11 protein-coding genes are annotated in these 12,595 nt (G+C 60.3%); 9 read left to right on the top strand and 2 right to left on the bottom strand.

All coding sequences use genetic code 11. The annotated features are described in order from the left end of the window. Positions 1 to 16 precede the first annotated feature (16 nt). From ICY20_RS18855 to ICY20_RS18895, 9 genes are all read left to right on the top strand, one after another. Positions 17 to 1,267, top strand: a complete 1,251-nt coding sequence (locus tag ICY20_RS18855; protein WP_194938318.1) for a sarcosine oxidase subunit beta family protein — start codon at positions 17 to 19, stop codon at positions 1,265 to 1,267. A gap of 11 nt (positions 1,268 to 1,278) precedes the next feature. Beyond that, the gene (locus ICY20_RS18860; RefSeq protein ID WP_159956976.1) at positions 1,279 to 1,605 is read left to right on the top strand and encodes a sarcosine oxidase subunit delta; all 327 of its coding nucleotides are present in this window, start codon (positions 1,279 to 1,281) and stop codon (positions 1,603 to 1,605) included. Further along, complete coding sequence (locus ICY20_RS18865; protein WP_194938319.1) at positions 1,602 to 4,586, top strand: sarcosine oxidase subunit alpha family protein; 2,985 nt, start codon at positions 1,602 to 1,604, stop codon at positions 4,584 to 4,586. The genes ICY20_RS18860 and ICY20_RS18865 overlap by 4 nt, the downstream gene beginning before the upstream one ends. Then, positions 4,579 to 5,169: a sarcosine oxidase subunit gamma gene (locus ICY20_RS18870; RefSeq protein ID WP_194938320.1), complete on the top strand. Its 591-nt coding sequence runs from the start codon at positions 4,579 to 4,581 to the stop codon at positions 5,167 to 5,169. The genes ICY20_RS18865 and ICY20_RS18870 overlap by 8 nt, the downstream gene beginning before the upstream one ends. 42 nt (positions 5,170 to 5,211) lie before the next feature. Beyond that, a complete protein-coding gene (locus tag ICY20_RS18875; RefSeq protein ID WP_159956970.1) occupies positions 5,212 to 6,105 on the top strand; it encodes a bifunctional 5,10-methylenetetrahydrofolate dehydrogenase/5,10-methenyltetrahydrofolate cyclohydrolase in 894 nt (297 codons plus the stop codon). A gap of 135 nt (positions 6,106 to 6,240) precedes the next feature. Next, positions 6,241 to 7,566, top strand: a complete 1,326-nt coding sequence (locus ICY20_RS18880) for a spinster family MFS transporter (protein WP_194938321.1) — start codon at positions 6,241 to 6,243, stop codon at positions 7,564 to 7,566. An 83-nt stretch (positions 7,567 to 7,649) separates the two neighbouring features. Continuing rightward, positions 7,650 to 8,561, top strand: coding sequence for an NAD(P)-dependent oxidoreductase (locus ICY20_RS18885; RefSeq protein ID WP_194938322.1), 912 nt, complete (start codon positions 7,650 to 7,652; stop codon positions 8,559 to 8,561). Continuing rightward, positions 8,561 to 9,340: a 2-keto-4-pentenoate hydratase gene (locus tag ICY20_RS18890; RefSeq protein ID WP_194938323.1), complete on the top strand. Its 780-nt coding sequence runs from the start codon at positions 8,561 to 8,563 to the stop codon at positions 9,338 to 9,340. Before ICY20_RS18885 ends, ICY20_RS18890 begins: the two co-directional genes overlap by 1 nt. A 91-nt stretch (positions 9,341 to 9,431) precedes the next feature. After that, positions 9,432 to 10,361, top strand: a complete 930-nt coding sequence (locus tag ICY20_RS18895; protein WP_194938324.1) for a GntR family transcriptional regulator — start codon at positions 9,432 to 9,434, stop codon at positions 10,359 to 10,361. Here ICY20_RS18895 and ICY20_RS18900 read toward each other — a convergent pair. Then, a complete protein-coding gene (locus ICY20_RS18900) occupies positions 10,346 to 11,389 on the bottom strand; it encodes an AbrB family transcriptional regulator (RefSeq protein WP_194938325.1) in 1,044 nt (347 codons plus the stop codon). The two genes, ICY20_RS18895 and ICY20_RS18900, sit on opposite strands and share 16 nt — an antisense overlap. A 6-nt stretch (positions 11,390 to 11,395) precedes the next feature. Then, entirely contained in the window at positions 11,396 to 12,466 is a 1,071-nt protein-coding gene (locus tag ICY20_RS18905; RefSeq protein WP_194938326.1) for an isocitrate/isopropylmalate dehydrogenase family protein, read from the bottom strand. Between the last annotated feature and the right edge of the window lie 129 nt (positions 12,467 to 12,595).

Here is a 12,595-nt window from a genome sequence, read left to right on the forward strand (position 1 = left end):
GGCGCAAGAGGTCGCTGTGGAAAAGTATTCGCTGCTGTCTTTGGCCAAGCATGCGCTGTCGCGGCATCGCAACTGGACGCCTGCCTGGCGTACCGTCGAGCCGAAAAAAGCCTATGACGTGGTCATTATCGGTGGGGGCGGCCAGGGCCTCGCCACCGCTTACTACTTGGCTCACCGTTACGGCATCCGCAATGTCGCGGTGATTGAAAAGGGCTGGATCGGTGGCGGCAATACCGGCCGCAATACCACCGCGATCCGCTCCAATTACTTCTTTCCCGAGAGCACGAATTTTTTCGAGCACTCGCTGAAAATGTACGAGGGTTTGGGCAAGGAGCTGAACTACAACGTGATGCTCAGCCAGGGCGGCGTGCTGACCCTGGCGCACACTCCACACCAGATGGACATGCTTGAACGCTGGTCGAATTCGATTCAGATGCAGGGTGTGGATGCGCAAATGATCACGCTGCAGGGCGTGCGCGAGTTTATGCCGTTGCTGGATACCAGTGCGCAGGCGCGCTTCCCGATCATGGGCGGGTTTATCCAGAATCGTGGCGGTGTAGCGCGTCACGACGCCGTCGCCTGGGGCTATGCGCGTGCCGCTGACAGCCTGGGTGTCGATATCATCCAGAATTGCGAAGTGACGGCCATTCACCGCTCGGGCAATCGCGTCACCGGGGTGCAGACCCCCTTTGGTGTGATCAAGGCCGATAAAGTGGCCATGGCGGTGGCGGGTAGTTCGTCGATACTGGCGCAGATGGTCGACCTCAAGCTGCCGATTGCGAGTATTGCCTTGCAGGCGATGGTCAGCGAGCCAATCAAACCGGTGCTCAACGGCATCGTGGTCTCGCCGACTGTGCACGCCTATGTCAGCCAATCGGACCGGGGCGAAATACTCATCGGTGGGCGCGCGGATGCTTATCCGTCCTACGGTCAGCGCGGCACCTTGCCGGCGTTGGAAGAAACCGTCAGCGCCACCTTGAATCTGTTCCCGACCTTTAGCCGTTTGAAACTGATGCGTCAGTGGGCAGGCATTGTCGATATTTCCCCTGACTCCAGCCCCATCTTGGGCAAGACCCCAGTGACCGGCCTGTACATCAGCACTGGATGGGGCACTGGTGGCTTTAAGGCCATTCCGGCGGGGGGCGACACGCTGGCCTACACCATCGCCCACGACCGCCCACACGAGTTGATCAAACCCTTTGGTCTTGAGCGCTTTGCCAGTGGACGGTTTGTCAATGAAGCGGCCGCTGCCGGCGTGGATCACTAAGGGGTTATGCCATGTTGATAATTGAATGCCCTCACTGTGGTGCCAGGGACGAGGACGAGTTCACCTACGGCGGGCCCTGGGATCGGGTGCGCCCGGCTACCCCCGCGCAGCTGACGGATGTGCAATGGGCCGATTACCTGTTTCGGCGGGATAACCCGCGTGGCCTGGCGCGCGAGAAGTGGCGACATACCTACGGTTGCCGCCAGTGGTTTGTGTGCGAGCGCGATACGTTGACGCATCGCATTACCCAGGTTCTGGAGCTACGTGACGTGCCGCGTTTCTCGTACGAGGCCGAGCACAACGTTCAATGTGACGGCGCACAGCAGGTCTTATCATGACGCAATTGAACCGATTGGCGGTGCCGGGTGCCGCTGCCAAGGTCATCAACTTCGAGTTCGATGGCAAACCCTATCAGGGTCGAACCGGTGATACGCTCGCCGCCGCCTTAATGGCCAATGGTGTGAAGATCGTAGGGCGTAGCTTCAAGCTGCACCGACCACGCGGCCTAATGGGCAGTTGGGTGGAGGAGGTCAACGGGCTCGTTCAGCTGGAATCCGGTGGATTTGCTGAGCCCAACGTCCGCGCCACCATGGTCATGTTGTATGAAGGGCTCACAGCCCGTGGCCAGAATGCGTGGCCCAACGTGCAACATGACTTGCTGGGGGTCATGGACCGCTTCAGTCGCTTGTTGCCAGCGTCGTTTTACTACAAGTCGATGATCTGGCCGACCTGGCACTTTTATGAGCGTTTTGTGCGGCCGATTGCCGGTCTGGGCAAGGCGCCCACGGAGCGGGATGTACAGAACTACCAAAAACAGAACCTGCACTGCGACCTGCTGATCTGCGGCGGTGGCCCGGCGGGCATCGCTGCCGCGCTGGCGGCGGCCGACAGTGGCCTGCGAGTGGTGCTGGCGGATGATCAGGAAACGTTCGGCGGTAGCTTGCGGGGCGAACGGTTGACGATTGATAACCAGCCGGCAACCGATTGGGTTGCCCGATCCATCGCCACGCTGGCGGCGCAACCCAATGTACGGTTACTGCCGGCCACCAATGTCAGTGGTTACTACGAAAACAATTTCCTGGTGGCGTCGCAGCGCTTGCAGACTCAGGGGCCGGTGGGCACGGCCTTGCATAAACCCCGCGAGCGTCTGTGGCGAATCCACGCCAAGGAAGTGATCCTGGCCGCGGGCGCGCTGGAGCGCCCATTGATCTGCCCGAACAATGATCGCCCCGGCGTCATGCTGGCGTCGGCGGTGCGTCACTATGCCAATCGATTTGGCGTGGTCGCCGGTGAGAAGGTCGTGGTGGTGACCAACAATGACAGCGCTTACCGCACCGCGTTGGACCTTGCGGCGCTGGGCGTCAGGTCGATCACGCTGGTCGATACCCGTCGCAGCGTCGACTCGCGCTTGCGCGAGCAACTGGCCGCACAGGGCATTGTCCATGTGCTGGGGCAGGGTGTGCGGGATATCAAAGGCACCAAATGCATCACGGCGGTGCAATTGGCGGCGCATTCAGGCACGGGGCAGTTGGATAACAGCACTCAGCTTCTGGAGTGTGATGTGTTGGCGCTGTCCAGTGGCTGGACGCCGACCATTCACCTGCACAGCCAGTCGGGTGGCAGCCTGCGTTACGACGAACCACGAGCGTGCCTGGTACCCGGCACGACGACCCAGCCCTTGACTGTGGTGGGGGCCGCCAACGGCCAGATGACGCTGCAGGAATGCCTGGACGAAGGCTACAAGGCTGGCGCAGATGTCGCTCGCAAGCTCAAGCCGGGTGTTGTTATCGCGGCACGCAGCTGGACGGCGTGCGACGAAGCGCTCGCGTCGGCCATTGAGCCGTTCTGGTTCACGCGCTCGGAGCCGACCGACAAGCAATGGGTGGATTTCCAGTACGACGTGAAGGTGTCCGACCTTGAACTGGCGGTGCGCGAAAACTTCGTCTCGGTGGAGCACGTCAAGCGCTACACCACTGGCGGCATGAGCGTCGATCAAGGCAAATCGAGTAATTTCAATATCCTGGCCATACTCGCGCAGCTCACCGGCAAGCCCATCGAGAAGGTCGGTACCACCAAGTTTCGCCCGCCTTACCAGCCCGTGACCCTGGGCGCTTTCGCGGGGCCGACGGTGGGTGAGGGGTATGCGCCTTGGCAGACGCTGCCGGCCCATGACTGGCACGTGCGGCATGGGGCCAAGTTCGGCGACTACGGTTGGCAACGCCCGGATTACTACCCGCGCGGCAATGAGGATATTCATGCGGCCACTTTGCGCGAGGTGACCGCCGCACGCACCACGGTTGGTATGTTCGACGGCTCGCCCCTGGGCAAGATCCAGGTCACCGGTCCCGACGCGGCTGCATTTCTTGATCGCCTGTACGTCAATACCCTGTCCAGTCTCAAGGTGGGGTTTGCACGCTACGCGATGCTGACCAATGAAAACGGCGTGCTGATCGACGACGGCGTGATCATCCGCATGGCGGATACGATGTTCCTGGTGCATGCCACCAGCGGTGCGGTGGGGCGCGTAGCCTTAATGATGGAAGAGTATTTGCAATGCGAGTGGCCTGACTTGCAGGTGCATATCAGCAACATCACCACCCAATGGGGCAACCTCACCCTCTCTGGTCCATTGGCGCGGCAGGTGATGGAACAGCTCGATTGCGGTATTGATCTCTCGGCGCAACAGTTCGGGCATATGCAATACCGCGAGGGCGCCATCGACGGAGTGGCCGTGCGGGTGCTTCGTGCCAGTTTTACCGGTGATGTGACGTTCGAAATCGGCGTGCCCGCGCGGTACACCGAAGCGCTGTGGGACAAAGTCTTTGAGGCCGGCGCAACCTTTGGTATCACGCCTTATGGCGTCGAAGCCTTGGAAGTGATGCGTACCGAAAAAGGCTATATCCACGTCGGCAGTGACACCGATGCGTGCTCCAACCCGTTGGACTTGGGCATGGCACGTGTCATCGAGCGCAAGGCGGTGGACTTCATTGGTCGTCGCTCGTTGCAGCGTCAGGCGGAACAGGCCGCAGACCGCTTGCAATTCGTTGGTCTCGAACCCGATGACCCGCAGCAACGTCTGCCGGTGGGTGGGCATGTCGTGGAGCGTGATACGTCGGTCGCGCCGATGGCCAGCCATGGGTATGTCACGTCAGCTGTATTCAGCCCGACCCTGGGCAAGCATATCGGCCTGGGTATCGTCCGACGTGGCGCGTCGCGCCTGAATGAACAGGTGTTCATTTATTCCAATGGCAAGATCATCGCCGCGCGTATCGTCTCGCCGGCGCATTTCGATCCCAAGGGAGAGCGTCTCAATGGTTAAGCTCATCGCCCGCGACAGCGTGATCAAAGCGCGAGTGCCTGGCACCTATACGTTTCCGATTCACACCCCTTGCCTGAGTATTACCGAGCCGCCGTATGGCGGCATTCTGAGGGTTCAGGCCAATGCCACAGACCCTGGCGTAGCCGCTGCGTTACTGGCGGTTTGCGGGGTCGGGGTGCCTGGCTCTGGCGCCATTGCTCAAGGCCCTGTGTGTGAAACGGCCTGGGCCGGGCCAAAGGAGACACTGGTCTTTGTCCCCGCCAGCCAGCAGGGCAGCCTGACTGGCGCATTGCACACGGCGCTGGAAGGCGTGTTCGCCACCGTGACCGTGATCTCCGACAGCCGCGCCTGTGTGCTGGTGAGCGGGCCGGCGGCGCCAGATTTTCTGGCCAAAGGCTGCGCGGTGGATTGCGACCCCGCCGTGTTCACCCCTGGCAGCGTCATGACCGCGCGCTTCGCCCACCAGCCAGCGATGCTGATTCACGAGCGAGCGGGGCATTACCGCCTTTATGTGGAGGCATCGTTCATCGTGTCCACGCTCAGTTGGCTCGCGGATGCTGCCAAGGAATTCTCTGCGGCTTAGCCGTATCCCCTTTTTCGTATAACACCGATGACAGGAAGCAATATGGCTACTTTGATTGATGGCAAGGCGGCGGCTGCGCAACTCAACCAGGCGTCCCAGCAAATTGTGCTTCAGTTGAAAGACAAGTTTGGCCTCACCCCTGCCTTGGCGGTGGTACTGGTAGGCCAGGACCCGGCGAGCCAGGTCTACGTGCGCAACAAAATCCTGCAGGCTGAGCAGGCGGGCATTCACAGCATTGAAAAACGCTTCGACGCCGACTTGGACACTGACACGCTGATGACGGTGATTGAGGGTTTGAACAACGACCCCACCGTCAATGGCATCCTGGTTCAGTTGCCGTTGCCGGCGCACATCGATGCGGCCAAGGTGATTGCCGGCATCGCGGCGCATAAGGATGTCGACGGCTTTCACATTACCAACACCGGCCTTTTAATGACCGGTGAGGGCCGCCCCCTGATGCCGTGCACCCCACAGGGTTGCGTGATTCTGGCCAAGCAATATCTGGGCGACAACCTCTCGGGCAAGCATGCGGTCGTGCTTGGGCGTTCCAACATCGTCGGCAAGCCCCTGGCGATCATGCTGTTGCAGGAAAACTGCACGGTGACCATTGCTCATTCGCGTACCGCTGACCTTGAGGGTGTATGCCGCAGCGCCGACATCCTCTTTGTCGCCGTCGGCCGCCCGCAACTGGTCAAGGGCAGTTGGATCAAACCGGGTGCCACAGTGATCGACGTGGGCATCAACCGCATTCGCGTCAGCGAGCATGGCTCGCGTCTGGTGGGCGACGTGGACTTCGAGTCGGCGCTTGACGTTGCCGGGGCGATCACGCCGGTGCCGGGCGGCGTTGGGCCTATGACCATTGCGTGTCTGCTGCGCAATACCTTGGTTGCAGCCTGCGATCAGCACGGTATTGATGGCGCAGAAGCAGGTTTGTAGAGAGGGCATTGGCGCGATTTTATACCCGCTTGAACCGCTACCCGACGCACCTAACTTAACGTTGGGTATGCCGCTCTTGCCAGCAGCGCAACCCCCAGTCCATTCTGCGAAAAAAAACAATAAGGGGGACTCACCGTGCTTTTTGATCCGGCGCCACAAAGCATCTCGGCTGCAACTAAAACTCGGGCCATCAGCGGCGAGGCGTGGGTTGCGCTGACACTATTGACCCTCGTATACGCCTTGAATATCGCTGACCGTTACGTGCTTTCAACCCTAATCGAACCGATCAAACAGGAATTTGGCCTGAGTGATAGCGCGGTCGGTTTTTTAACGGGTACCTCACTCGCACTTTTTTATGTCACGGCGGGCTTGCCGCTGGGTGTGTTGGCTGATCGGGTAAATCGAAAGCGCATGATCGCGCTGGCGGTAGGGGTGTGGTCGGTAATGACCACTGTTTGCGGGCTTAGCGGTACCTTCTGGCATCTGCTGATCGCACGTATCGGCGTAGGTGTGGGCGAAGCCGGCGGCACGCCGCCCAGTCACTCGATGATATCCGATTACTTCCCGGCCAAATCCAGAGCGTTTGCGCTGTCGGTAGTCGGTCTGGGCGCCAGTGTCGGTGCCTGGCTCGGCGCCACCGGTGCGGGCCTGCTTAACGATGCGTACGGCTGGCGCGCCGCGTTGATGGTGTTTGGCCTATGCGGTTTACCCATCGCGGCATTGGTATGGGCGGTTGTACGGGAGCCAAAGCGTGGTCAGCAGGATGATGCACCTGCGTCTGCGGCCATAACGTCCAGTTCTTTGCGTGAAACCCTGACATTTATCCTGAACACCAAAGCGGTGTTTCATATCATGGCCGGGGCAACGGCGCTGACCTTCTGGGGATGGGGCATCGTGTGGTGGGTACCGGCCTTTCTGAGCCGTTCCTATGCCCTCACCGTGGGCCAGGCGGGCGCGTTGATGGGGCCGATTCACGGTGTTGGCGGTACGCTGATTATGCTGCTGACCGTGTTCATGATGTTGCGCTATCGCAATAAGCCGCTGTCACTGCAACCCCGGTTTGTCGGTTGGACCACGCTACTGGGCACGCTCAGTTCTATCGCCGTGTTTGCCGTGCATGATGTGCGTTTCGTCACGCTCGCGCTGTGGCTGTTCATCCCGATCATCTATATCTACATCGGCCCCACCAGCGGGTTGATCCAGAACCTTTTTCCACCCTCCATGCGTGCCAAGGGCATTGCGGTGCTGTTGTTTGTCGTGAATATCGCCAACTTGGCCGTCGCTCCGCAATTGATGGGTTTTTGCTCCGACCTGCTCGCTCCCCACTTGGACAACCCCCAGGAGTCGCTGCGCTATGTGCTGTTGGCCTTTACGCTGACGGGGTTTTGGGCGGCGTATCATTATTATGCGGCGGGGCGGTGTATGAATGAGCGTGTACAGCCAATTCATCACAAGTTGTGAACCCTCACATCATTAACCGATATTTTTAATCATGACGCTGTGCCCTTAGGCTGGGGGGTACGTACACAGCCAAGGAACACAGCATGCAGATTGCGTTTATCGGTCTGGGGGAGATGGGATTGCCCATGGCAAGCCACTTATTGGAGGCATGCCCAGGCCTGCTTGTCAGCTCCGCCAGTGGTCGAGCGTTTCCGGCCATGGGGCGGTTAGGCGCGCGCCCAACCCACGACCGTAGGGCCCTGGCCGATTGCGATACCGTTTTTCTCTGCCTGCCCAATGACGCGGTGGTCGAAGAGGTGCTGTTCTCATCCCAGGGCTTGGCCCAGTGGATGCGTCCGGGCAGCACGGTGGTGGACACCAGCACCAGCGGGCACGCGCAGACCCTTGAGATTGACCGTCGGCTTGCCGCGTTGGGCCTGCGTTTTTTGGACGCGCCGGTATCTGGCATGGCCCAGCGCGCAGCCGATGCCACGTTGACCGTGATGTGCGGCGGCGAGGCGCAGGTGGTCGAAGACATGCTGCCTTACCTTAAAACCATGGCATCCAGCGTCCTGCACATGGGACCTGCGGGCAGTGGACAGTTGGCCAAGTTGGTCAATCAATTGCTCTACAACATCAACATCGCTGCGCTGGCCGAGATCATGCCCATGGCCTGCAAGCTCGGCCTTGATCCGCAGCAGATCACGCAGGTGGTCAACAGGGGTACCGGGCGTAGCCATGCCTCGGAATACTTTCTGCCGCGCATCCTGGCTGACGATTTCTCCAGTGGTTACCCCTTGGAGAACGCCTACAAGGACATCCTCCAAGGCGTGCAATTGAGCGCGGCCATGGGCCTGCCGCTGCCGGTGTTGGCGGCCGCTACCACGACTTACCAGACCGCGCTGTTGCAAGGTCATGGCCACCTGGACAAAGGGGCGATGATCAAAGTGTTTGAAACGCTGTTGGGCGTGCTATTTCGCAGCCCTGAGCCGCAACTCGTCAGCCCGAGGTTTTAATGACTACTTTCGTACCCCAAGCCACCGCCGAACACCTGCTGCAAGCCTGGCGAAGCGGTGAACTGCTGTCGGCGTTGCCAGACAAGCTCAAGCCCGAAACGTTGAGCCAAGGCTATGCGGCGCAGGATCAGTTATTTCGTGCAGCGGGAGGTCAGCGCGTCGGCTGGAAACTGGGCGTCGGCAGCCCGGCGGCCAGGCGCGCAGGCGGACTGTCCCGGCCCTTGGTGGGCCAGTTGGAAGCCGCGCGTTGCCATGGCAACAACGCACAGATACACCTGCCGGCACTGACACCGGTGACCATCGAATGTGAAGTTGCCTTTGTGCTCGATCGGGATGTGCCGCCCGAATCCGGGCGCCTGCCTACGACCAAGGATATCCGTACGACGTGCGTGACCTTCGAGGTCGTACGCTCGCGGTTTGTTGATCGAAAAAGCGTCGGCTGGCCCAGTTTTGCGGCTGATAACGTCGGCTTTGAAGCCTTGGTGATCAGTGAACCGCTGTGTGCAGGGATCGACGAAGCATTGTTGGCCGAGCTTGCCGCGACGGCAGTGGTCTACTTGGATGGTGTACCCAAGGCCCATGGCTTGTCCGGCGATGCCGCGACCGACCCTTTGAGTTCGTTGGCCGCGCTGTACGCCCATGCTGCTGATCGCGGTGAAGTCCTGCGGGCCGGCGATATCGTTTCCACCGGCGCCATGTGCGCCCCTTTTGATCTGGTGGGTACGGGGTTCTGCGTTTCGGTGCAGTATTTCGGCACGGTGTTGACGTTCACGCTGTAACCGATAAAAAACCGGGCAGGTCAGCCCCGCGATAACCGCCGTGCGCTCACGTATACTGGGCGCCGGCGTCTTATTGAATGGGTCCCTAGACATGGTAACCAGCACACTGGTGCAGCGAATCGTTTTCGAGATCAGGCAACAGATCCTGATTGGGGAGCTCGCCCGTGGTGCCCATTTGAGTGCGCAGAAAGTCGCAGATAACTTTCAGGTCTCACGCTCGCCCGCGCGCGAGGCGTTGACGGTGCTGGCTGAGCAAAGCGTGCTGGAACAGATCCCGAACCGGGGCTTTTTCGTTCTCGGCGGCGTTGAGCCCATCGGCGTCCAAAGTGACGAAGTCATCTCCCTGGAAGAACCGCCGGCGTATTACCAACTGTCTGAGGACTGGCTCAACGACGCCATCCCGGCCGAAGTGACGGAAAAATACCTGCGAGAGCGTTATGCCCTGACCAAGCTTCAGGTGGACGACATTCTCAGTCGCGCCGCCAGGGTCGGCTGGGCGGAGCCAAAACCCGGGTATGGCTGGCGCCTGCTGGATGTGGCGAAGACCCCGGAAGCGCTCGAACAGATCTATAACATGCGTGCACTGATTGAACCTGCGGCACTGCTGGAAACAACGTTTATGTGTGATCGGCCAGTGCTAAGCCAGCTCAAAAAAGAGCAGCAGGATCTGCTGGCCGGGAGCATCGATACCTACCCGGCGGAGGCCTTGCTCAAGGCCGGTATCCGCTTTCACGAAGAGTTGATCAAGCTCTCGGGCAACCCGCTGTACCTGCTGATGCTCAAGCAACTAAACAATATGCGCCGGTTGATCGAGTACCGCGCTATGGTCGATCGCAAGCGCGTGTATTCGCAGTGTGCCGAACACCTGAAGATCATCGAGTTGGTGGAGCAGGGCGACAACCTCCAAGCCTCGGACCTGATGCGCCGCCACCTCAGAGGCTCGTTTGCGCGCAAGTCCACGGTTCTTAAGCTGCGCCGCAGCGGTGCGTTGTCGAGTCAACAGGCTCAGCCGTTGTCTTGATCCTGCCTGGCCAGCCACAGCTTGAGGATCGGTTCGGCGCAGAGCATCACCACCACCAGGCGCATGATCTGCATCGCCGTGACCATGCCGGCACCGAGGTGCAAGGCTTCGGCCGTGAGGTACATTTCCGTGCTGCTGCCCGGCATCATGCCCAGCGCCAGGGTCAGGATCGGAAAGCCCGAGAGCGCACCGAACCCCCAGGCAAACACCAAGGTGCCGGCGATCATGCACAGGGTGAACACCGCCACCTTGAGCAGGTAACGCGGCGAGCGGCGAAAGAATGCACGGTCGAAAAAACTGCCCAAGGCACAGCCAATCATCAGTTGGCCGTACTGGCTTAGTTCCACGGGCAGCGCGGTGCGCAGGTCGAATGAGGCCGTTACCACGGCACAGAGTGTCATCGGGCCGAACATCCAGGGGTTGGGTAAACCCAGACGCTTCCACAGCAGCGCCACCAGCACTCCGCCGGCCAGCAACGGCCCAAGCCAATGCCAATCGGCGGGTGGACGGGTGGCTACGACAGCGTCAGGTGCCAGGTGCATCAGTAGGAACATTGCGGGCGGTACGCTGAGCACGATCAACACCAGACGGATGCTGTGCGCCGCCGCAATTTGACTGACATCGGCACGGTAACGCGCACCCAGCTGGATCATCTCGGCAAAGTTGGCGGGCATGAACGCGAAGTAGGCGGTGGTCAGGGTCATGCCCTGGTGGCGCATGACGGCGATGCCGGCCAAGGCCAGCAGCAACGTGAGGACGGCGGCGGCAAGCATCAAGGGAAAGTGGCTGAAAATCTCCTGTGCCACAGGTTGGGTGAAGTGCAGACCAATGGAGGTGGCAATCATCCACTGCCCGGATTTGCGGCCATTGGGGATTTCGGCGATCAGCCAGCCACTGCAACGCACGACGATCACCGCCAGCATGGAGCCGATGATCCATGGCAACGGCCAGTCCGCCAGTTTGGCCAGCAGCGCGCCGGCAATGCCCACGAGCGGCGTGGCCCACCAGGTTTTAAGGCTATTGAGCATTAGCCATCAACCTGCAATGACGTGAGCTACCGCTGCACCAAAGGCTTGGCAGCCCATAGCACCGCCCAGGTCTGCTGTGCGGGTGGCCGGGTTTTCCAGCACCGTATCCACTGCCGCCGCCATAGCCCTGCCGGCGTCATTCAGCGCGCTGCGGCTGTGGTGCTCACCCAGCCACTGCAACAACATGGCTACCGACAGAATCATCGAGACCGGGTTCGCCTTATCCTGCCCTGCGATACCGGGGGCCGAGCCGTGCTGAGCCTGTGCGCAGCAGTGCGTGTCGCTGGCCATGATCGAACCTGCCAAGCCCAGGCTGCCGGACAATTCGCTGGCCAGGTCACTGAGGATGTCGCCATAGAAGTTGGTCGCGACCACTACGTCGAACTGTTCCGGGTTGCGCACCAGATGGGCGGTGGCGGCGTCCACCAGCAGGTCGTCTAGCTGCACCTCAGGAAAGTCTTTGGCAACGTGGCGTACGCATTCCAGAAACAGGCCGTCGGTCATATGAAAACTGTTGGCCTTATGGATCGCGGTGACTTTCTTGCGGCGCTGCATCGCCAGCTCAAACGCACGCCGGGCAATGCGCTCGCTGCACTGGCGGGTAATCTTGCGGGTGGACAGCGCCATGTCCGGCGACGGCATCACTTCACCCCAGCCGCGCGACATGTTGCGGTCGGGGTAAAAACCCTCGGTGGCTTCGCGCATGATGACCAGGTCCATGCGCTTGCCCGGTTTCATGTTCGATTCAATAAACGCCCGTGTACGTGCCGGGCGGACGTTGGCGTACAGATCCAGGCCAGTCCGAAAGCCTGCAGAGACATTGCGGCCACCGTTTTCCGGTGCTGGGTAATCCGCGTGGGATTGGGTGCCCAGGATGATCCCGTCATAGGTTTTGGCTTTTTCCAGCACCGAGTCGCGCAGGGTGGTGCCATGTTTTTCAAGGCTTACGAAGCCAACGTCGTCGTAATCGAAGCTCAGGCCAAGCTGAAAGGTGTCGTTGGCGGCCCGCACTACAGCCATGGCCGCATCAACGATTTCCGGACCGATGCCATCACCGGGAAGAACCAGAACACGCATAACACTCTCCTACGCCAGTCGACGGTTAGTTTTTGTGATTGCATTTTAGTCTTCATAAATGCAGTTTATGCAACTATTGTTTATGGCGACTCTCTGCCGGTTCAACGCCCATCAGGTTTCAAGGACTAT

It is taken from the genome of Pseudomonas pisciculturae, assembly GCF_015461805.1.
Classification (GTDB): domain Bacteria; phylum Pseudomonadota; class Gammaproteobacteria; order Pseudomonadales; family Pseudomonadaceae; genus Aquipseudomonas; species Aquipseudomonas pisciculturae.